Annotated in this window: 17 protein-coding genes; 8 read left to right on the forward strand and 9 right to left on the reverse strand. The window is 71.7% G+C overall.

The features are described 5' to 3' along the window. On the reverse strand, window positions 1-326 hold a 326-nt coding region (locus SNA_RS43540), incomplete at its 3' end, for a hypothetical protein (RefSeq protein WP_044368498.1). Here SNA_RS43540 and SNA_RS35165 point away from each other — a divergent pair. After that, complete coding sequence (locus SNA_RS35165; RefSeq protein WP_030069324.1) at window positions 325-1,083, forward strand: bestrophin-like domain; 759 nt, start codon at window positions 325-327, stop codon at window positions 1,081-1,083. The genes SNA_RS43540 and SNA_RS35165 overlap by 2 nt on opposite strands. 150 nt (window positions 1,084-1,233) lie before the next feature. Here the strand turns inward: SNA_RS35165 and SNA_RS35170 are convergent, their stop codons facing one another. The 4 genes from SNA_RS35170 to guaA form a co-directional block, all read right to left on the reverse strand. After that, a complete protein-coding gene (locus tag SNA_RS35170; RefSeq protein ID WP_030069322.1) occupies window positions 1,234-2,019 on the reverse strand; it encodes a class II aldolase/adducin family protein in 786 nt (261 codons plus the stop codon). Window positions 2,020-2,162: 143 nt separating this feature from the next. Next, the gene (locus SNA_RS35175; RefSeq protein ID WP_030069320.1) at window positions 2,163-3,047 is read right to left on the reverse strand and encodes a 2-hydroxy-3-oxopropionate reductase; all 885 of its coding nucleotides are present in this window, start codon (window positions 3,045-3,047) and stop codon (window positions 2,163-2,165) included. An 89-nt stretch (window positions 3,048-3,136) separates the two neighbouring features. Further along, window positions 3,137-3,736 (reverse strand): Uma2 family endonuclease, encoded by a 600-nt coding sequence (locus SNA_RS35180; protein ID WP_030069318.1) that lies wholly within the window; start codon window positions 3,734-3,736, stop codon window positions 3,137-3,139. 125 nt (window positions 3,737-3,861) lie between these two features. After that, on the reverse strand, window positions 3,862-5,445 hold the full coding sequence (gene guaA, locus SNA_RS35185) for a glutamine-hydrolyzing GMP synthase (protein WP_044368502.1): 1,584 nt from the start codon (window positions 5,443-5,445) through the stop codon (window positions 3,862-3,864). Window positions 5,446-5,691: 246 nt separating this feature from the next. Between guaA and SNA_RS35190 the strand changes: the two genes are divergently transcribed. Continuing rightward, window positions 5,692-6,000 carry a chorismate mutase gene (locus SNA_RS35190; RefSeq protein WP_030069316.1) on the forward strand — a complete coding sequence of 103 codons (309 nt, stop codon included), beginning with the start codon at window positions 5,692-5,694 and terminating at the stop codon, window positions 5,998-6,000. Window positions 6,001-7,141: 1,141 nt separating this feature from the next. Then, window positions 7,142-8,260 carry an LAETG motif-containing sortase-dependent surface protein gene (locus SNA_RS35195; RefSeq protein ID WP_030069314.1) on the forward strand — a complete coding sequence of 373 codons (1,119 nt, stop codon included), beginning with the start codon at window positions 7,142-7,144 and terminating at the stop codon, window positions 8,258-8,260. Window positions 8,261-8,313: 53 nt separating this feature from the next. Here SNA_RS35195 and SNA_RS35200 read toward each other — a convergent pair whose 3' ends face one another. The 3 genes from SNA_RS35200 to SNA_RS35210 all read right to left on the reverse strand — a co-directional run bounded on the left by SNA_RS35200 (window position 8,314) and on the right by SNA_RS35210 (window position 14,245). Further along, entirely contained in the window at window positions 8,314-10,218 is a 1,905-nt protein-coding gene (locus SNA_RS35200) for a GMC oxidoreductase (protein ID WP_044368505.1), read from the reverse strand. A gap of 79 nt (window positions 10,219-10,297) precedes the next feature. Beyond that, the gene (locus SNA_RS35205) at window positions 10,298-11,935 is read right to left on the reverse strand and encodes a succinic semialdehyde dehydrogenase (protein ID WP_030069310.1); all 1,638 of its coding nucleotides are present in this window, start codon (window positions 11,933-11,935) and stop codon (window positions 10,298-10,300) included. Between the two features lie 174 nt (window positions 11,936-12,109). Next, on the reverse strand, window positions 12,110-14,245 hold the full coding sequence (locus SNA_RS35210) for a protein kinase domain-containing protein (protein ID WP_044368507.1): 2,136 nt from the start codon (window positions 14,243-14,245) through the stop codon (window positions 12,110-12,112). A 333-nt stretch (window positions 14,246-14,578) separates the two neighbouring features. Here SNA_RS35210 and SNA_RS35215 point away from each other — a divergent pair, with 333 nt between their 5' ends. The 5 genes from SNA_RS35215 (at window position 14,579) to SNA_RS35235 (ending at window position 19,727) form a co-directional block, all read left to right on the forward strand. After that, complete coding sequence (locus tag SNA_RS35215; RefSeq protein ID WP_037791150.1) at window positions 14,579-15,715, forward strand: hypothetical protein; 1,137 nt, start codon at window positions 14,579-14,581, stop codon at window positions 15,713-15,715. A 59-nt stretch (window positions 15,716-15,774) separates the two neighbouring features. Next, entirely contained in the window at window positions 15,775-16,992 is a 1,218-nt protein-coding gene (locus tag SNA_RS35220) for a helix-turn-helix domain-containing protein (RefSeq protein WP_030067426.1), read from the forward strand. 130 nt (window positions 16,993-17,122) lie between these two features. Beyond that, window positions 17,123-17,431 carry a hypothetical protein gene (locus SNA_RS35225; RefSeq protein WP_030067427.1) on the forward strand — a complete coding sequence of 103 codons (309 nt, stop codon included), beginning with the start codon at window positions 17,123-17,125 and terminating at the stop codon, window positions 17,429-17,431. Between the two features lie 407 nt (window positions 17,432-17,838). Next, a complete protein-coding gene (locus SNA_RS35230) occupies window positions 17,839-18,501 on the forward strand; it encodes a response regulator (RefSeq protein ID WP_030067428.1) in 663 nt (220 codons plus the stop codon). Beyond that, window positions 18,498-19,727, forward strand: a complete 1,230-nt coding sequence (locus SNA_RS35235) for a sensor histidine kinase (protein WP_044368509.1) — start codon at window positions 18,498-18,500, stop codon at window positions 19,725-19,727. The genes SNA_RS35230 and SNA_RS35235 overlap by 4 nt, the downstream gene beginning before the upstream one ends. Window positions 19,728-19,831: 104 nt before the next feature. Here SNA_RS35235 and SNA_RS35240 read toward each other — a convergent pair whose 3' ends face one another. Next, window positions 19,832-20,206 (reverse strand): STAS domain-containing protein, encoded by a 375-nt coding sequence (locus tag SNA_RS35240; RefSeq protein ID WP_030067429.1) that lies wholly within the window; start codon window positions 20,204-20,206, stop codon window positions 19,832-19,834. Window positions 20,207-20,531 lie beyond the last annotated feature (325 nt).

Raw genomic sequence — 20,531 nt, forward strand, 5'->3', positions numbered from 1 at the left:
CCCCGGCCACGCCCCGCCCCACCCCCGGCGCCCAGGCCGACCCCCAAGCCGAAGCCGCCCCCACCCCCGCGGCCGACGCCCCCGCCCCCGCGGCACAGCCCCCCGCCGCCCCCCAGGCCGAAGCCCGAGCGGGCCCCGGCGCCGCCCAAGCCCGTACTGCCGCACACCCGCCCCGCGGTGGCCCACAAACCCCACCCCAGGCACTCGATGGTGACCCGGACCCTGCTGGTCACCACCCCGGCCGTGCTGGCCGGCGCCGCGCTCCGTCCCCGTTCGAGCACCTCGTCCGGTTCCTCCGGACGCCGCTCCTCGTAGGAGGTTTCCATGTCGCAATGGCTGGTACTGACCATCGCCATGGCCGCCGTCTGCGGCGTCGTCCTGGCCATCACGGTCCTCAAACAGCGCCGGATCGGCGCGGACGACGACCCGTCCGAAACGCCCGACGTCATCGAGTACATGACGATGATGGTGGGCGTGGTCTACGCCATCGTCCTGGGCCTGGCCATCGCCGGGGTCTGGGAGGCCCGTAGCGCCGCCGAGGACACCGTACGGACCGAGGCGCAGGCGTTGCACGAGGTCAGCACGCGGGCGGCGGCGTATCCGCCGCCGGTGCGGGACCGTCTCCGGTCGGACGTCGACGCCTATGTCGGCTACGTCGTCCACAAGGAATGGCCGGTGATGACCGAGCAGCAGCGGCTCACCCAGCACGGTACGAATCTGCTGGCCAAGGTCCGCTCCGACGTCATCGGCTACCACCCCCGCAACGACTACGAAGGGCAGTCCTACCAGCCCCTCGTGGACCAGGTCGCGGTGGCCGACGATGCCCGCAACAGCCGTGCGGATGCGGCCGGTTCGACGCTGCCGGGGGTGGTGTGGTTCGGGCTGATCGCCGGGGCCGCCGTCACCATCGGCCTCATCTTCACCCTGCAGATCCGGCGTTCGGCGCGCGAGCTACTGATGGCGGCAGTCTTCAGCGCACTGATCGCCTTCCTGCTGTTCCTGGTGTGGGACTTCGACGCGCCGTTCAGCAGGGCGATCTCGACCGGATCGGGGGCGTTCACCGACCTCTTCCCGCACGTGTAGGACGTTCCGGCACCCGTACGTAGAACGACGCGCGGGCCATGCACCGGCGCCCTGCGGTCCGCACCCGGCCGCAGGGCGCCGCCGTACCGGCTGCCTGCCCCCTTTGGCCGCCTGCCCCAATCGACCGAACACCCGCCCCCAACCAGCCGGTCAGTTGAACAGATCCGGCTCGCTCCGCGCGATCTGCTGGTACAGCGGCTGGTAGTTGATCCACGCGACGAGGTCGTTGCCCAGCTGCTCCCGCGTGTGCACCGCATTGTGGTGGTCGATCAGCACCGGTTTGCCGGCCGCCCGCGCGGTCAGCTGCACCTGGCAGGACCGCTCCATGGTGATGAACCACCAGGCCGCCGCGTCCACCGAGTCGCCGACCGTCAACAGCCCGTGGTTGCGCAGGATCACGGCCTTGTGCGGCCCGAGGGCGACGGCGATCCGGCGGCCCTCCTCCTCGTCCACGACCACGCCCGTGTAGTCGTCGAACAGGGCGTGGTCCTCGTAGAAGGCACAGACGTCCTGGGTGATCGGGTCCAGCAGCTCGCCCAGCGAGGACAGCGCCCGGCCGTAGGTGGAGTGGCTGTGGGCCGCGGCGATCACGTCCGGGCGGGCCTGGTGGACCTGGGAATGGATGGCGAACGCGGCCTGGTTGACGTGGTAGCGGCCCTCGACCACCTGGCCCTGCGCATTGACCAGGATCAGATCGCCGACCGTGATGTGTTTGAAGGACATCCCGAAGGGGTTGACCCAGAAGCAGTCGGTGAACTCCGGGTCCCGGGCGGTGATATGGCCCGCCACGCCTTCCTCGAACCCGAAGCGCCCGAACAGCCGCAGCGCCGCGACCAGGCGTTCCTTGCGGTACCGCCGCTCGTCCTCGGCGGTCTCATGCGTGGGCGGCATCGCGAACTGCAGCAGCTCGGTGGGTATCGGCGTCGGCTCGGGCATCGGGCTCTCCTTCGGCACGTACGGCTCACAGCGCTCCCCCCAGGGCGGAAGCTACTCTCCGGTACTTGCAAGAGCCAGGGCTGCGACGGGCATCGATGCCCAACGCCCGTCCCGCACCGCCGGCACCACGAGCGGCCGGCGGCTCACTCCACCCCGTATCCGCTCAGCAGCTCCACCCCGCGCAGCAGCGCCGAGTGGTCGAGGGCTCCGTCACCGCGGGCCACGGCGGAGGCGATGAGCTGGGCCGCGACGGCGCCGACGGGGAGCGGGACGCCGACGGTGCGGGCGGCGTCGAGGGCGTTGCCCATGTCCTTGTGGTGCAGCTCCAGTTTGAAGCCCGGGGTGTAGTCGCGGGCCAGGAGGCCGTCCTTCTTACGGGCCAGCACGGTGGAGCCGGCCAGTCCGCCGCCCAGGACCTCCAGCGCGGCGGCGAGGTCGACACCGGATTTCTCCAGGAAGACCACGGCCTCCGCGACGGCCTCCAGATTGACGGCGACGATCAGCTGGTTGGCGGCCTTGACGGTCTGCCCGGCACCGTGCGGGCCGCAGTGCACCACCGTCCGGCCGACCGCTTCGAGGACGGGCCGGGCCGCGTCGAAGTCCGCCTTGTCGCCGCCGACCATGATCGACAGCAAACCCTCGACGGCGCCCGCCTCACCGCCCGAGACGGGGGCGTCCAGCACCCGGATGCCCTTGTCGGCGGCGGCCCTGGCCAGGTCGATGGAGGTCTGCGGGGTGATGGAGGAGTTGTCGATCAGCAGCGCGCCGCGGCGGGCGTTCGCCAGGATGCCGTCGGGGCCGTACGCCACGGCCTCGACCTGTGGGGACGCCGGGACCATGGTGATCACGACGTCGGCGTCGCGGACCGCCTCAGCGATCGAGCCCGCTTCCGTGCCGCCCGCCGCGACCAGCGCTTCCGCCCGCCCGGGGCTGCGGTTCCAGCCGCGGACGGTGTGTCCGGCCTTGGCGAGGTTCACGGCCATGGGGCTGCCCATGATGCCGAGGCCGATGAAGCCGATGGTGCTCATTGCCCCACACCCACTAACTTCCGCATAACGGAATCAAACTATCGCTATTCGAAATCCATGATGTGTGGCGCGGGGCGGAGCGTCAACCGTCAGAGCTCGTCGATGGCGGTCAGGTCGATGTCGATGTCGAAGGGGGCGGAGAGCTTGAGGTGGTTGTGGTGGATGCCTGTGGGGGCATAGGAGCGCGCCTCTGTGTCGAGCTCGAACGTGTAGATGACTGGGCGTTCGTCTACGCCGGTCATCTCAACCAGCCAGAAGTGCGGGATACCTGCATTGGCATACTTGTGCGGCTTGGTGTCACGGTCACGGGACTCGGAATCGGGCGAGACGACCTCCACGGCGAGGACCACGTCCTTGACCTCGAAATAGGTCTGAAGGCGGCTGCCCACCGCAGTGGCACGCACCACCGAGATATCCGGTTCCGGGCCATTGCGCTTGTCGATCATCACCGTCATCTCCCGCCGCACGCGGAATTCATCCGGGACCGTGGCACGCAGACCACGCTCCAAGAGATACATCACCAGCGTGTGGAAATCCCGCTGCAGACTCACGAAGACCAGACTCCCGTCGATCAGCTCGGTGTGCGGCGGGAGGTCAGGCAGTGCGAACAGGTCGTTCACGGTGTAGCCGTTCCTCGGCGGCACCGGCCACGAGGTCGTGGGCGTGGTCTGCAGGGGCTCGGCAGTCATGGTTCCTCCCATAGACGGGATTCTGGGCCGTACCACCGAGCGTACCCACCGGGTACGACAACGCCGCCACTCAAACGAATGAGCGACGGCGCCGGCGTTGACAGGAGAGGGGGCCTACCGAAGGATCACTCCCACTCGATCGTCCCCGGCGGCTTGCTGGTCACATCCAGCACCACCCGGTTCACGTCCGCGACCTCGTTCGTGATGCGGGTCGAGATACGGGCGAGGACGTCGTAGGGCATCCGCGTCCAGTCCGCCGTCATGGCGTCCTCGGAGGAGACCGGGCGCAGCACGATCGGGTGGCCGTAGGTGCGGCCGTCGCCCTGGACGCCGACCGAGCGGACGTCGGCGAGCAGGACCACCGGGCACTGCCAGATCTCGCGGTCCAGGCCGGCCGCGGTCAGCTCCTCGCGGGCGATGGCGTCGGCCTCGCGCAGCAGGTCCAGGCGGTCCTTGGTGACCTCGCCGACGATGCGGATGCCCAGGCCGGGGCCGGGGAACGGCTGGCGGTGGACGATCTCGTCCGGCAGGCCCAGCTCGCTGCCGACCATCCGGACCTCGTCCTTGAACAGCTGCCGCAGCGGCTCGACCAGCTCGAACTCGATGTCGTCGGGCAGCCCGCCGACGTTGTGGTGCGACTTGATGTTGGCGGTGCCGGTGCCGCCGCCGGACTCGACGATGTCCGGGTAGAGCGTGCCCTGCACCAGGAACGCCACCGGGTGGTCGTTCGGCGCCTCGGCCACGATCTCGGCCTGGGCCTGCTCGAAGACGCGGATGAACTCGCGGCCGATGATCTTCCGCTTGGCCTCGGGCTCGGACACCCCGGCCAGCGCGGCAAGGAAGCGCTCCTGGGCGTCGACGACCTTCAGCTGGACGCCGGTGGCGGCCACGAAGTCCTTCTCGACCTGCTCCGACTCGCCCTTGCGCATCAGGCCGTGGTCGACGTACACACAGGTCAGCTGGTCGCCGATGGCCTTCTGAACGAGGGCGGCGGCGACCGCGGAGTCCACACCGCCCGACAGCCCGCAGATCGCGCGCTTGTTGCCGACCTGCTCGCGGATCGCGGCGATCTGCTCCTCGATGATGCTCCCCATCGTCCAGCTGGGCTCGATGCCCGCGCCGCGGTAGAGGAAGTGCTCCAGGACCTGCTGACCGTGGGTGGAGTGCAGCACCTCGGGGTGGTACTGGACGCCGTACAGCCGCTTCTCGTCGTTCTCGAAAGCGGCGACCGGCACCACGTCCGTGGACGCGCTGACCGTGAAGCCCTCGGGCGCGGCCGAGCAGGCGTCGCCGTGCGACATCCAGACGGACTGCTCGGCCGGGGTGCCCTCGAAGAGGGTCGAGCCGGGCCTGGAGACGGCCAGCGGCGTACGGCCGTACTCGCGGGCGCCGGTGTTGTCGACCGTGCCGCCGAGGGTGGTGGCCATCAGCTGGAAGCCGTAGCACATGCCGAAGACCGGGACGCCGGCCTCGAACAGGGAGCGGTCCAGGCGCGGGGCGCCCTCCGCGTAGACCGACGAAGGACCGCCGGAGAGGATGATCGCCTTCGGGTTCTTGGCGAGCATTTCGGCCACCGGCATGGTGGACGGCACGATCTCGCTGTAGACCCTGGCCTCGCGGACGCGGCGGGCGATGAGCTGGGCGTACTGGGCGCCGAAGTCGACCACGAGGACGACGTCCGGGGCGGCGGCAGGGGGTCCTGATGACACTTCGCGGCCTTCCGGCGGTGGAACGAGGGGGTTGGACTTTCGATTCTAACGGGCTCATACTTGGCGCCATGTCCACGCAGCAGACCTTCGTCTTTACCTATGGCACCGGCCCGTCCGGCTGCCATGGTCGTGCTGCTTGATCGACTGACAAGCGACTTCCCCAGGCGCCCCGGGCCGACAAGGTCCGGGGCGTTCTGCATTCGGGACCACGTCGGCTCCGGGGCCCGTACCCCAGGAGATACGGATATGAGCACCGACACCGCGACCGCCGCCCCCGCCACCGCGCCCGACACCGGCGCCCGCACCCCGGAGGCGGCCGGGCTGATCAGCGATGCGCGCAGCCGCATCGACGATCTCGACGGCCGCATCATCGGCCTCGTACAGGAACGGATGGCCGTCTCCGCCGTCATCCAGCGCGAACGGCTCGCCTCCGGTGGGCGCCGGGTGAACCTCGCCCGCGAGATGGAGATCCTGGCCCACTACCGCAACCAGCTCGGCAGGCCGGGCACGGCGCTGGCGATGACCCTGCTGGAGCTGTCGCGCGGGCAGGTCTGAGAGGGGCCGGGAGGGGCCCGCTCGGGAGGCAGGAGGCGGGCCCGGAGGACGGGGACGGACCAAGGCCCCGCATGGCCGGAAATCGTCGGCTTCAAGGCCCCGGCGAGGGCGCGAGACGAGGCGGCGCGCGCGGCTCAGCGGCCGGATCTGAGTTCGGTTGCCGACTCACCCGTACGGCGCGTGACCGGCCGCCGAGGGGGTTCGTTGTTCCCGGTGCCACGTCAGCCAGGCGCGGCCTGCAGGACTACGCGTAGACGCCGCCCCACGGGCGGAAAGCCGGAGCGATGAGACGCCGACCGCTTGCCGCGGTCCACGTCGTGGGACCTCGCTTCGGTGCCGTGGCCGGTCAGCAGGGGACAGCAGCCCGGTCACATCCGATGGGGTGGTCGGTCCTGGGGACGCCCGGGACCGACCGCATCCGGTCGAAACGGTTGCGCCGAGTGAGGCGCATCCAGGACGATGCTCGACGTACCGCTTTCCGCGCCCGGTACGGCCTTCGGCATTGTCATTGGTCCAACCACCGCGCGGCCCGCACCACCTGAACCACACCGCACCACCCCATAGCCAGCGGCGCTACCCCCCCCCCAGCGCCGCCCGTCGGTGCCGGCGCTGCCCTGACGCCGGCACCGAAAGCAAAGGGCCCCGTGGCCGTCCGCATCCCCCCCTCGCGGACGGCCTCCGGGGCCCTTCGCTATGCCTTTGCTGTGCCTCCGCCTTGCTTTTTCGGTGCCTCCGCCTTGCCTTCGTGGTGCGTCCGCCGTGCCGTTGCCGGGCCCGGACCGTGTGGCGCCCGTGCCTCACCAGGTCACGGTCGAGCCAGGGCCCTCGACCATGCATCGGCCGGTCGTCCACGCGCCGGCGTGCGCCACCCGCCCGTCCGCGGCTCATCACACGGCCCATGCGGGACCTCTGCATGGGCCGTGCATGACCTGTGCGTGATCTGTGCGATCCCTGTGAGCCATGTGAGCTATGTGAGCCGTGTGACGAGCATCACCGTCAATCGCCCCTCCGCCGAACAACCATTTTCAGCCATGACTGGTCATGTACCTGCAATCGCACGGCCACCCCGCGCCCCACCGCGACGGCCCGCACCCTCATGTGCCGGACCCCATGGCACTTTGGACCCCGAGAGGTCTTCTCGATGAAGCTTCGCCGTGCCCTGACGACCGCTGCCGCTGCGGCCGTTATCGCCCCCGCCGCCCTGATGGCGGCCCCCGCCGCGTATGCGACCGGTGCCGACACCGAGTCCAGCGTGAGCGCGGACCCGGCGCCGGCCACCCCCGGTCCGGAGCAGAGCGACGACACCTCCACACCGACCGAGACCCCCACCGCCGGCGACGCCACTCAGCCCGCCGGCAACAACGACGGGACCGGGACGGCAACCGGTGACCAGACCGGCACCGGCACCGGCACCGGCACCGGCGACGAGGCCGGGGCGACCGCCTCCGCCTCCCCGAGCGGCGACACCAAGCCCAACGGCTCCCCCACGTCCTCCGCCTCGGCCAAGCCCACCGCATCGGCCGCCCCGTCCGACGGCCCCACGGACGAGCCCGACTGCAAGGTCGACGACAAGGCCGTCAAGGTCACCGTCGTCGACCTGCCCTCCAAGCTCGTCGCGGGCGCCGGCTGGTCCCGTTTCTCGGTGAAGCTGGCCAACACCACCGGCAAGACGCTGAACGAGGTCCTCCCGGTCGTCGCCGCGGCGCCGGCCGAGAACATCGACCACCCCAAGTCCCTCCTGGACCTGGAGTACCAGGACCCGGACACCGGTAAGTGGACCTCGTTCGACGAGTGGACCGACGGCGAGTACTTCCTCGCGTACGAGATGGACCCGCACACCACCACCTCGCTCAAGCTGCGCATCCACGCCGACAAGAGCGCCCAGGCAGGCGCCGGTTTCGCGCTGGTGACCAGCGACTACTACAACGAGGACGGCTCCTGCGGCTGGGCCCCGGAGCAGTGGTACGACTTCACCGTCCTGGCCGCCGACAGCACGCCGGGCACGGTCCCGCCGGCCAAGCCCGGCGCGCCCGGCAACCACCCCGGCGCGCAGGGCACCGAGAAGCCGATCAAGCACACCCAGCCCGAGGGCGACATGAAGAAGGTCCCGGTGACCGGCAACCTCGCCGAGACCGGCTCGTCCTCCATGCTGCCGACCATCGCCCTGGTGGGCGGCGTCGCCCTGGCCGTCGGCGCGGGCGCCGTCTTCGTCGTCCGGCGCCGTAGGACGGCCGGCATGGACGGCGGCGCGCCCGCGTAGCAGCGCATGGCGAAGGGCCGCACCCGGCTGGAGGGTGCGGCCTCGCCCCGGGGCTACTTCTTCGGCGGGACCGTAGGTACCGGTACGAACGGCAGGTTCAGGGCGCCGAAGGCATGTGGGGGGACCGTGGGGTGGGTGGGGGTGACCGGGGGGATGCGTTCGTAGGGGTGGCCGGGGGTGGGGCGGGGGTCGGGGTCGCCGTTGTTGGGCCAGAGGGACATGGCGCGTTCGGCCTGGGCGGTGATGGTGAGGGACGGGTTGACGCCCAGGTTGGCGGAGACCGCGGCGCCGTCGACGACCGAGATGCCCGGGTGGCCGTAGAGGCGGTGGTACGGGTCGATGACGCCGGAGTCGGGTGAATCGCCTATCGGGCAGCCGCCCAGGAAGTGCGCGGTGAGCGGAGTGCCCATCAGTTCGCCGACGTTGGAACCGGCGAAGCCGTTGATCTCCTCGGCGAGCAGGGTCGCCGCCTGCGTGGCCTCGGGGATCTGGTTCGGGTTCGGCGCGCCGTGGCCCTGGCGGGCGGTGAGCAGGCCCTTGCCCAGCCCGTTCGGCTTGCGGTACGTCGTCAGGGAGTTGTCGAGCGACTGCATGACCAGGCCGATGATGGTCCGCTCCGACCAGCGGCGGTTGGAGAGCGAGCGGACGGCCAGCCAGGGGTGGCGGGCCACGTTGGCGAGCCAGCCCACGACGCGGCCCGTCGGCCGGTACGGGACCTGAAGGATCGTCAGGCCGCCCATGGAGTTGGATCCCTTGCCGTAGCGGACCGGCTCGATGTGGGTGTTCTCGTTGGGGTGGATCGACGAGGTGATCGCCACGCCCTTGGTGAAGTCGACCTTCGGCGCGCCGTGCCGTGCGCGGTAGCGGCGGTTGTCGCTCTGCGCGCCCACCAGGGCCTCGGAGTTGGTGCGGGTGAGCGAGCCCAGCCGGCTGGAGACGTAAGGGAGCAGACCGCTGTCCTTCATGCGGTGGAGCAGGGTCTGGGTGCCGTAGGTCCCGGCCGCGATGACGACGCGGCGGGCGGTGAACGTGCGCCCGGTGCCCTTCTTCTTGTTGTCGGTCGGCAGGGTGCCGACGGCGAAACCGCCGCGGGAGTCCTCGGTGAGGGTGACGACGGAGGTCATGGGGTGGATGACCGCGCCCGCCTGCTCGGCGAGGTAGAGGTAGTTCTCGTTGAGGGTGTTCTTGGCGCCGTGGCGGCAGCCCGTCATGCACTCGCCGCATTCGGTGCACGCCGCGCGGGAGGGGCCCGCGCCGCCGAAGTACGGGTCGGCCACCGTCGCTCCGGGCGCGGCCTTCGCCGCCCCGTCCGCGTCCTGTCCGTCCCCGAAGAACACCCCGACCGGCGCCATGTGGAAGGTGTCGCCGACGCCCATGGCCTGCGCGGTCGCCTTCAGATGGACGTCGGAGGGCGTCATGGTCGGGTTGAGCCGCACCCCCAGCATCCGCCGGGCCTGGTCGTAGTACGGCTTCAGCTCCTCCTGCCAGTCGGTGATGTCCTTCCACTGGGGATCGTCGAAGAACGGCTTCGGCGGGACGTAGAGGGTGTTGGCGTAGTTGAGGGAGCCGCCGCCGACGCCCGCACCGGCCAGGACCATCACATTGCCGAGGAGGTGGATGCGCTGGATGCCGTAGAGGCCGAGTGCGGGGGCCCAGAGGTAGTTCTTGAGGTCCCAGGAGTTCTTGGGCAGCGTTTCGCGGGTGAAGCGGCGGCCCGCTTCGAGGACGCCCACGCGGTAGCCCTTTTCGGTCAGGCGGAGCGCGGAGACCGATCCGCCGAAGCCGGATCCGATGACGAGGACGTCGTAGTCGTAGCCGCCGGAGTCGCAGGGGTCGCTGCCGTGCTCGTCGGCTCCGTAGGCGTGGCTGCCGTGCTCGTCGGCGCCGCGCTCCTCGGCACCGGCGCCGTCCGCTGTGGCCTCCGGGGCCTGGTTCTGGGCAGAGTTCTCCTGGGGCACTGGCCCTCCCTGGTGATATTTCTGATATATCCGGGTTGCCGGAGGCGGATGGTCGGGGGGCTGCTTGTCGGGGGCGGATCTACCGGAGCCGGAACGCCTTCATCGCGCGCAGGCTGCGGGTCATGAACTGCGCGTACTTCTCGTCCGTCATCCCGAAGGACGGCGCGAGCGGCATGATCCGCTGGTGGGCGACGGTCTGGGCCTCCGTGTACTTGAGGATGCCCTCGGAGCCGTGGCGGCGGCCGAGTCCGGAGTCGCCCATGCCGCCCATCGGGGACTGCACGCTGCCGTAGCCCGCGGCGTAGGACTCGTTGACGTTGACCGTGCCGGTGCGCAGTCGCGCGGCGACCGCCCGGCCGCGGCGTCCGTCCTTGGTCCAGACGCTGGAATTGAGGCCGTAGGGCGTGGCGTTGGCGAGCGCGATCACCTCGTCCTCGTCGCGGAAGCGGTAGATCGAGACGACCGGGCCAAAGGTCTCCTCGCTGCACACGGCCATGGGGGCGGCGACGCCGTCCAGGATGGTGGGCTCGTAGAAGAGAGGGCCGATATCGGGGCGGGGGCGGCCGCCCGCGACGAGCGTGGCGCCCTTGGCGACGGCCTCCTCGACATGGCGGGTGACGGTCTCCAGCTGCCGCTCGCCCACCAGGGAGCCCATGTCCGCCCCGTAGGCGAGGGCGTTGCCCAGGCGCATGGCCTTCGTACGGGCGGCGAAGCGCTGGACGAAGTCGTCGGCGACGGACTCGTGGACGTACAGCCGCTCGATCGAGATGCACAGCTGGCCCGCGGAGGAGAAGCAGCCGCGGACGGCGCCGGAGGCGGCCTTCTCCACATCGGCGTCGTGCAGCACCAACATGGCGTTCTTGCCGCCCAGTTCGAGGGAGCAGCCCACCAGACGGGCCGCGGCGCCCTGGGCGACCTCGCGGCCGGTGCGGGTCGAGCCGGTGAACGAGACGTAGTCGGCGTGCTGCACGACCTCGGGGCCGACGACCGGGCCGTCGCCGAGGACGACCTGCCACACCTCCGGCGGCAGTCCGGCCTCGATGAGCTGCTCGCGCGCCCACAGCGCGGTCAGCGCGGTCTCCGTGTCGGGCTTCATGACGACGGCGTTGCCCGCGACAAAGGCCGGGAGGGCGTCGCCGACGGAGAGCTCGAAGGGGTAGTTCCAGGGCGCGATCTGGCCCACCACGCCCCGGGGCTGGCGCAGTTCGGTGACCTTGGTGAGGGTCGGTACGACGCCGGTGTGGCCCTTGGGACGGAGGTAGGCGGGGGCCTTGCGGCCGTAGTGGCGGGCGGCGACGGCGACCGCCTGGACCTCTTCATGGGCGTGCAGCCGGGCCTTGCCGGTCTCCAGCTGGATCAGGTCGAGGACCTCGGCCTGACGCTGGAGGACCAGGTCGTGAAAGCGGAGAAGGACGGCGGCGCGCTTGCGCACGGGGACGCGCGCCCAGCTCTCCTGGGCGGCGCGGGCCCGCTCGAAGGCGGTGGCGACGTCCTCGGGGGTGGACTCGGGCAGGTCCGCGAGCTTCTCGCCGGTGAAGGGCGTGTGGTTGGCGGTCTTGCCGGTGCCGACCACGCCGCGGGTCAGCCGGGCGACCACCTCGGGGGTGACCACGTCGGCGGCGGTACGGGTACCGGGGGCGGCGGGCGCCACGGGGTTCCCGGCGGGGCTTGCGGGGCTTTCCTGGGCGCTGTCCTTGGTGCCTTGCGAGTCCGTCATGCGGGGGAGCGTATTCCTCCCCGGGCGCTTTGTGTACCCGGGAGTAATAGGTTTTCACGCCGCGCCCACAAACGTGCCAGTGATTGCTGGCCGTAAAGGTTCTGGTCAGCGGGTATGCGCGGGGGCCGGGTGCGGGAGCTGGATACGGATCTCCATTCGGCGGCCAGGGCTGCCCTAGGAGCCGGTGAGCCGGAACGCGTTCACGGCGGTGTCGAAGTGGCGTTTGGCCTCCGCGCGGGAGCCTACGGGCGCGGAGATCCATACGTCGATCATCTTGCCGCTCTCCGTCCAGCTCAGGTCGTAGGTGTAGCGCGAACCGCCGTCCTGGGTGCTACCGCTCCAGACGAACGTCCAGAGCCCGGCCTGGAGCCCGTTGTGCGTGGTCTCGGTGACCTGGCCCTGGCGGTAACCGGCGTAGTTGCGGGGGCCGTGCGCGTCCGCCGTGTGCATCGCGCCGATCGGGCCCTCGGGCACCGGCTTCTGTAGCTGGACGCCGATCCGGAAGCGCTTGCCCTGGGAGTAGTAGTAGACGCGGTCTTTCTCGTAGGAGCGGGTGAAGCCGTCCGGTACGGCCATGGAGAAACCGGCCGGATCGTGGACGAGGACGTAACCGGTGGGAATTTTGGGGGTGTTGGAGCCGGAGGGCCTGGAGGTGATGGCGACGGTCGCACCCGGTTTCGGCGTACCGCTCGCGGGCGTGCCGGACTCCGCACCCGCCTCCGCACGGGACGGGGAGTGCCCGCCGTGCCGGGACGCGACGGGGGCGCCCTTGCCCTGGGCGCCCTGGGCGCCGGGATCGCCGTTCCCGCTCATGAACAGGGCCGTGAGGCCCGCGCCCGACCCGCCGAGGACGACCACCGCGAGCGCGATGAGCAGGGCGATGGGGGTGCGGGGGTGGCTGCGGGGGTGACCGGGGGCGGCTCCTGCGGGCGTATGGGGGGCGTGGGCGGGGCCGTATCCGGTGCCGTAGGCGGGGTCGTAGCCGGTGGGGGCGACGGGGGTGCGGCCGGGGGTACGGGCCTGGGGCGGGCGGCCTGCGGCGGGCGGGGGTGCGGGGAGCGGGGCCCCGGGCAGCGGGGTGCCGGTGGGCGGGGGCGGTTCGTTGCCCGGCGGGGGCGGCGTGTTGGCTGCCGACAGCGGTGTGCCGGCTGGCGAGGGCGGCCCCTCACTCGACGGGTGCTCGCCTGGGAGGCCGGTACCGGGGAGGACGCCCCCGGGGAGGACGCCACCGTGCGGCTCCCCGCCGTGGATCTCCCCGCCGTGAACATCATCGTGCCCGTCGGCGAACGGATCGCCCGCACCGGAGAACGGATCGGGGCCGTCCGAGGGGCCGTCCGAGAACGGATCGGGCGCGCCGATGCCGGGCCGCCGGGGGGCCACGCCCGCCGCGGCCGGCTCGTCGAAGCCCGCGGACCGGCCGTCGAAGCCCGCGGACCGGCCGCGCCCCCAGTGGCCCCGAGCGCCGCGCTGCGGGATGCGCCCGGTCCGTAGATAGCCGCGCAGCAGCCGTTCGGCCTCCGCGATGTCCATCCGGCGCTCCGGGTCCCGCTCCAGCAGCCCCTCGACGACGGCGAGCAGCGGCCGGGCCGCCTCCGGGATCTCGATCTCGTCGTACACGACGGCGTGCAGCACCCCGCCGATCGAATCGCGGCGGAACGGCGATTCCCCGCTGAGCGTGGCGCACAGCAGCACCCCGAGCGACCACAGGTCGGCCTCGGGGCCGGTGCCGCGCCCGGCCATCCGCTCCGGCGCGGTGTATTCGGGCGAGCCGACGAACCCGCCGGCCTCGGTGAGCGTCGTCGCGCCCGGAACCTGGGCGATGCCGAAGTCGGTCAGCACCACCCGGTTCGTCGCGGACTCGATCAGCACATTGGCCGGTTTGATGTCGCGGTGCAGCACCCCGCGGGCGTGCGCCGCCCGCAGCGCGCCCAGCAGCGCGAGCCCGATCCGGGCCGCCTCGCGCGGGGCGAGCGGGCCGCCGGTGTAGAGCCGGTCGGCCAGCGACGGGCCGTCCACCAGCTCCATCACGATCCACGGCCGGCCGTCCTGCTCGACCACGTCATGCACCACGATCACCTGCGGATGCTTGACCTGGGCGACGGTCCGGGCCTCGCGCATCGCCCGATCCCGCTGCACGCGCGCCTCGGACTCGACCGTCGTTTCGTCCAAGTGCAGTTCTTTTACCGCGATATGACGGCCCAACAGTTCGTCCGTGGCCCGCCAGACCGTTCCCATTCCGCCACGGCCCAGACGTAGTTCCAAGCGGTAGCGCCCGCCCACCAGCCGGCCCTCGCCCCCGAAGATCCCCATGGGGCCATCTTGCCGCACCACGCCCGGCCCGTAGGGGGCAGTCCCCCTTCCCCCGCGGCCAGTTGAGCGCACGCCCCCTCTGACCTGGGTGCCCCTTGATCCACAGGAATCCTGTGGTGCACCGCCCCCTGGGGGCAGTTGTGGCAAGCCTCGTGTCCGTCATATGCACACTGCCGGATTCCGGCTCCCGGTCCTCCGCCCGTCTCACGACACACGGGAGGGAACCTCCCCCGCCCCTCGTGCCGTCCTTGACACAGTGAGGCCAATGAGGCCGTCGTACGGGAGCGGCGGCCGGGGCATACGGCGGCCGGTACGGCGGAACGGGGGTCGGCCATGGTGATGCAGGACGGCGGAACGGTGGATGTCCGTCCGGGTTCCGACCCGGGCCGGGCCGCCCCGGAGCACAGCGGTGCCTATCTGGCGAGCGGGCTGTGCCTGGTCCTGTACGGCGCCGCGCTGCTGGCCTGGACGGTCTACGGACTCGGCCAGGCCGACACCACCGCCTGGGACTTCGTCGAGGGCCTGTTCAATCCGGGCGCTACCCCTGCCCCCCAGGTGCTCGGCCCGTACGAATGGGCCTTCACCGTCGCGTTCCTGGCCGTCGGCGGCCTCACCCTGGCGCAGCGCCGCACGGCCCGCAGCGCGGCCCTCCTGTGCGCCTTCCTGCTCCTGGCCGTCTCCCTGCGCGAGGGCGTCGGCCTGTTCAACACCGCCTACCGCGACCAGTACAGCAACGACCCGCTGGGCGGCTGGGCCCTCGCCACCCGCGGCCTGGGCCTGGTGACCGCGCTGGTCGTCCTGGCCGTGCTGCGTTCCGCCACCGAGCGCCCCGCGGACGCTCCCCCGAGCTCTCAACCACTCCCCCACTCCCGGCTTTTCCCCCAGGCTCTCGACTCCGCTCAAGCAGGGGGGACCCCCATGCGCGGGGGGACCCCCATCCGCAAGGAAGACCCCGACGCCGTATCCCCCATGTCCGCGCGCCGGCGCCGCCACTCCCGTATCTGCGGCGTCCTGTTCCTGATCACCGCCGCCGTCCGCGTCATCTGGACCGTCCGCGATCTGAGCTCCCTCAGGATGCCCACCACCCGCTATCTGCGCGGCGCGGTCGACGGCTCCGTCCTCGGCACCCTCGACCTCTCCGCCTCCGCGGAGTTCACCACCGTCAGCTCGGTCCTCGTCCTGGTGATCCTCGGCGTGATCGCCCTCCGCGGCCGCCGGGACGTCCGCGGCGCGCTCCTCGTCTTCGCCGCCGTCGAGCTCTATCTGACCGTACGGACCGTGGTCTTGCTGACCATCACGGACTTCTTCAGCCTCTCCTCCGAGACTACGGAGGGCACGCTGTCGATGGCCACGACGGCGTATGCGCTGGCGGCGATGACGTCGGTGGTGGTCCTGGCCACCGGGCGTGGCTACGGGCCGTACGGCGGGGTACGGGGGGCGCTCGGGCCGGGGGTGCCTTCGTCGGAGTGAGGCGGGGGTGGGGCGAGCGGGCGTAGCGTGGTCGGTACGTCCTTCTCTCTGGAGTGGCCATGGAGTTGTTCCACGAGGAATCCGGCATCGGCGACCGCATCGCCCGGCTGCGCAGACGCCGGGACCTGACGCAGGAGCGACTCGCCGAGCGGGCGGGGCTGTCCGTCGACATCGTCCGCAAACTGGAGCAGGGCGTCCGCCGAACGGCCCGGCTGGCCACGCTCAACGCGTTGGCCAGAGCCCTCGATGTGGAGCCGTCCGTACTCGTCGGGCAGCCCGCCACCTTCGAGGTGCGCGGCGAGGGCGAGCAGCCGTCCGTTCTGGCGCTGCGCCAGGCGGTCGCGCCGGTGTCCGACTTCCTGGGCGAGGAACGGGACCCCGAGGACCCGCCCGGCATCGCGGCGCTTCAGGCCGCCCTCCGCTCGACGGAACGCATCCGCCGCGACGGCCGGATGTCCGAGATCGGCGCGCTGCTGCCGCAGTTGATCCGCGACGCCCGGGCCGCGGCGCGCGCCACCACCGGGAGCCGGGCGGCCGCGGCCCACGCCGTCCTCGCCGAGGCGTATCAGGTCGCCGCGACCACGCTCACCGCACTCGGCAAGGAGGACGCCGCCTTCACCGCCCTGGAACGCTCGATGGCGGCCGCCGCCAAGGGGGACGACCCCCATCTGGAGACGGTGGGTTACTCCAGCCTCGCCTGGGTCCTCACCAAGCAGGGCCGGCTGGCCGATGCCGAGCGGGTGGCACTGACCGCCGCCGAACGCATCGAACCCGGCTTCCGTTCCCAGCCCCTCGAACTGGCCCTGTGGGGCATCCTCCTGCTGCGCGCGGCGACGGCAGCGGTCCGCCTGGAACGCCGGGATGCCGTACGCGAACACCTCGCCCTGGCAAGTGCCGCCGCGGCACGCATCGGCACCGACCGTCTCGACTACGCCACACCCTTCGGCCCCACGAACGTCGGTGTCGCGAAGGTCAACTTCCAGGTGGAAATGGCCGACAGCGCCACGGCCCTGCGCACCGCCCGCACGATCCCGGAGCTGCACACACTGCCCCCGACCTGGCGCGCCCGCTTCCATGTCGACCGCGCCCTGGCCTTCGCCGACCTGAAGAAGGACGACGGCGCGCTCGGGGCCCTGCTCACGGCGGAGCGCACCGCGCCGGAGTGGATGCGCTACCACTCCACGAGCCGCCGCCTGGTGGCGGACCTCCGAAGCCGGGAGCGACGCCGTACGTCGCCCCTCGCCGAACTCGCGGACCGGCTGGACGTCGACGGGTAGGACAGGTCGTCCCAGTGGGCCCGGAAAGTGGCCCAGAGCGTCCCTGTCCGGCGCGCGGGCCGCTGCCTAGCGTTGCCCGTCCGTCCACCATGACGGACCTCGCAACCGAGCGCCGACAGGGAGCCGCCCCATGACCACCCCCTCCTCCACGCCCTCCACTCCCCCCGTCCCTCGTCTCCTCCCCTGGACCACCCCCGACGGGGACAAACCCTGCTATCTGCTCACCGATGCCGAGGGCGGCTATCTCTCCGACCGGGCCGACCGGATGGAGGCGGTGCAGCTAAGGATGGGGAAGGGTCTGCTGGAGCACGCTCAGGAGATGGTCGAGGATCCGGCGACCGATGCGCGGCAGTTGCGGTTTTTGTCGGTGCAGCTCGGGGCGGCGCTGCGGGACGCCGTACGGATCGCGGAGAGCCGGGGAGGGGGCGGAACCGCCTGAGTAGGGGTCCAGGCAGGGAACCCCGGCTGGAGGGCGGTGGCGGGGCGCTGAGTGGCCTCTGGCGGGCCCTGAGGGGCGCCCAGAGGCCCCGTGGCGGTGCGGGGGAGATCCCCCTCCGAACCGCCCCCGCACGCCAGCGACGGCCGCCGCGTGTGGGGGTCGCGGCGGCCGCCGATGTGAACTGCAACGCGTCGTGGGCTTGTGGCCTCTTCAGTGGTGCAGCATGTGGACAACTCTGCCCGCGGGGACCCTCCCGCGGCATCCTTCGCAGGTCGCGGGATCACCCCCGCCGGTCGGCGGGGGTGCGGGACCGCCTGGTGGCGGGGCTCCGGGACAGGGGTACGGAGTCGCGCAGCGCCGGGTGGTTCCGTGAGCTCGGATGGGTGCGAAGGAGAAAGGGGCGGCCGGTGATCCGTGTCGCTGTGGTGGACGACGAACGGCTGGTCAGGTCCGGGTTGCGGATGATTCTGGGGACCGCCCCGGACATCGAGATGGTCGCGGACTGCGGCGGCGCCGAGGCCGTGGACACCGTGCTGGGCAGCGGCGCGGACGTCGTGCTGCTGGACATCCGGATGCCGGACGTGGACGGGCTGACCGTACTGCGGCGGCTGCGGGCCGCGCCGGAGCCGCCCGCGGTGGCGATGCTGACGACCTTCGACGCGCAGGAGTATCTGACCGCGGCTCTCCGGGAAGGGGCGGCGGGCTTTCTGCTGAAGGACTCGGATCCGGAGCAGCTCGTACGGGCCGTACGGACGTTGGCGGCGGGCGGCAGCGTGCTGGACCCCGGGGTGACGCGGGCGGTGATCGGCGGCTATCTGACGGCCGAGGACCAGGCGGCCGCGGCGCGGGCGGTCAGCGGGCTCACGCCGCGCGAGTCACAGGTGCTGGCGCTGCTCGGCGAGGGGCTGGGCAATGCCCAGATAGCGGAGCGGATGGGGCTGGCGCCCAGCACGGTCAAGGACCATGTGCGGGCGCTGCTGGGGAAATTGGGCGGGATCAACCGGGTACAGGCCGCGATCGTGGCGGACCGGGCCGGACTGGTGACCGGCGTCCCCCGGGGCGCGATATGAGCGCCCCGGGGAGAGCGGGGCGCATACGGGAGCGGGCGGCGGCCCGGTGGCGGGTGCTCGCGCGGGGGGCGTGGGGGCAGCGGGTGCGGCGGATCGCCCCGGTGGTCGTGCCGGTGCTGCTCGCCGTCGCCGACGCGGTGCTGGTCAACGGGCTGAAACTGGCCCTGGAGCTGGGGGTCTCGGTGGTCGCGGCGACGGCGTTGCTGCTGCGCCGGCGGTTTCCGCTGCTTGTCTTCCTGGTCACGCTGCCGGGTCTGTACATCGGCTACATCTGGTTCGCGCCGATGATCGGGCTCTATACGCTGGCCGTCCGCCGGCCGGGCCGGGTACGGCTGGGGATCTGCGCCGTCCTGCTGATCGCCGCGCACTTCCTCCCGTATCCCATCTCGGACTTCGAGCCGACCCACTACCGGGAGAACACCCTGGTGCTGATCGACGCCTGCGTCACCTCGGCAGCGCCGATCGCCATGGGGCTGCTGGTGCGCACCCGCGGGGAGCTGGCCCAACGGGTGGAGGATCTGACCCGCAGCCTGGTCCGTGAGGACCGGCTGCTGGCGGACCGGGTCAAGACCACCGAACGGGCCCGGCTCGCCCGGGAGATGCATGACGTCGTGGCCCATCAGGTGAGCCTGATCAGCCTTCAGGCGGGGGCGGTGCAGGTCAGCACGGAGGACGAGGCGGCACGGGCGGGTGCGCGGACCATCCGGGAGCTGTCCGTACGGACGCTGGAGGAGCTGCGGCACATGGTGGGCGTGCTGCGGGCGGACGGCGGCGGGGGCGGCGCCCAGGGCCTGGCGCCGCAGCCGGACCTGGAGGAGCTGCCGCGGCTGATCGAGATGAGCGCGCTGGATGTGACGTACGAGGGGGGTGCGGTGGCGGGGGCGACGGGCGCCAAGACGGTGGAGCGGGCGGCGTTCCGTACCGTCCAGGAGGCGCTCACCAATGTGCGCAAGCACGCACCGGGGGCGCAGGTGCGGGTCCGGGTCGGGGCCGGCGGTTCCGGGGAGGGCGAGAGCCTGCGGGTCGAGATACGCAACGGGCCGCCGGACGAGACGGCCATGGCGCCCGCGCTGCCCGGCGGCGGGCACGGGCTGGTGGGGCTGCGCGAGCGGGCCCAGAGCCTGGGCGGGACGCTGGAGGCCCGGCCCACGTCCGACGGGGGGTTCGTGGTGCGGGCGGTGTTTCCGTACGGGGGGACGGGGGCGGCGGCCGCGGGGGCGGGGTGAGGCCGGGAGGGGCGGCGTGAAGGCCGGGGGGATGGGTCCCCTCGCGTCCGGTGGGGGCCTCATGTCCGGTCGGGCCCTCGTGTCCGGTGGCGCGTGCCCCGGTGTCAGGCCGAGAGCGGCGCCGCCGCCTCGTCCACGGCCGTGTGCAGATCCGGGTAGACCTCGAAGAGCCGGCGCACGCCCAGCGCCGCGAGGACGCGGTTGACGTGGGAGCCGTCGACGGCGCCCTGGGCGGGCAGGATCAGCCGCAGCCGCCCCTGACAGGAACGCATCAGACGGCGGGCGGCGATCAGCACGCCGACGCCGCTGGAGTCACAGAACCGGACCTCGGAGAGATCGAGGACCAGACTCCGCCGGCCGTCGGCCACCGCGTCGTGCACATGCTGGCGCACCGCGGGCGACGTGACCAGGTCCATTTCGCCGGAAACCTGAAGTACCGCCCACCGGCCCTGTTCGCCCTCTGCCACCTTCAACGACACGCGCTCGAAGCCTTTCGCTCGCTTTCGGACCGGATGCACCGCGGATCTGTCCGGAGTGCACCCTTCCCCGGCTCGACTGCCCGGCCTCTCTCCCCTGAAACTCTTCCGAATCCTTGGCGCAACAGGCCGTTCCCCCCAAGGCTATGCCCAGCGCGGAGCACCACTTCTTCGGTGTCCGGTCACACACGGATAACACATCGGCCGATACGGGCACGAACGAAGCACATTGAATCGCTCATCGCGCGTCTACCGGTCGCTTTTCCTCGCCTTCGATCGGGGATACCACCCCATGGTGACAACGCCCTTACTATCCGCTCCCCTACCA

The organism is Streptomyces natalensis ATCC 27448, from assembly GCF_000935125.1.
Classification (GTDB): Bacteria; Actinomycetota; Actinomycetes; order Streptomycetales; family Streptomycetaceae; genus Streptomyces; species Streptomyces natalensis.

Excerpts from the sequence above, each read along its gene's own strand:
- SNA_RS35225 (WP_030067427.1), top strand. The coding sequence starts at position 17,123 with ATGACCACCCCCTCCTCCACGCCCTCCACTCCCCCCGTCCCTCGTCTC.
- SNA_RS35205 (WP_030069310.1), bottom strand. The coding sequence starts at position 11,935 with ATGACGGACTCGCAAGGCACCAAGGACAGCGCCCAGGAAAGCCCCGCA.
- SNA_RS35215 (WP_037791150.1), top strand. The coding sequence starts at position 14,579 with ATGGTGATGCAGGACGGCGGAACGGTGGATGTCCGTCCGGGTTCCGAC.
- SNA_RS35220 (WP_030067426.1), top strand. The coding sequence starts at position 15,775 with ATGGAGTTGTTCCACGAGGAATCCGGCATCGGCGACCGCATCGCCCGG.
- SNA_RS35180 (WP_030069318.1), bottom strand. The coding sequence starts at position 3,736 with ATGACTGCCGAGCCCCTGCAGACCACGCCCACGACCTCGTGGCCGGTG.
- SNA_RS35165 (WP_030069324.1), top strand. The coding sequence starts at position 325 with ATGTCGCAATGGCTGGTACTGACCATCGCCATGGCCGCCGTCTGCGGC.
- SNA_RS35170 (WP_030069322.1), bottom strand. The coding sequence starts at position 2,019 with ATGCCCGAGCCGACGCCGATACCCACCGAGCTGCTGCAGTTCGCGATG.
- SNA_RS35210 (WP_044368507.1), bottom strand. The coding sequence starts at position 14,245 with ATGGGGATCTTCGGGGGCGAGGGCCGGCTGGTGGGCGGGCGCTACCGC.
- SNA_RS35235 (WP_044368509.1), top strand. The coding sequence starts at position 18,498 with ATGAGCGCCCCGGGGAGAGCGGGGCGCATACGGGAGCGGGCGGCGGCC.
- SNA_RS35190 (WP_030069316.1), top strand. The coding sequence starts at position 5,692 with ATGAGCACCGACACCGCGACCGCCGCCCCCGCCACCGCGCCCGACACC.
- SNA_RS35175 (WP_030069320.1), bottom strand. The coding sequence starts at position 3,047 with ATGAGCACCATCGGCTTCATCGGCCTCGGCATCATGGGCAGCCCCATG.
- SNA_RS35195 (WP_030069314.1), top strand. The coding sequence starts at position 7,142 with ATGAAGCTTCGCCGTGCCCTGACGACCGCTGCCGCTGCGGCCGTTATC.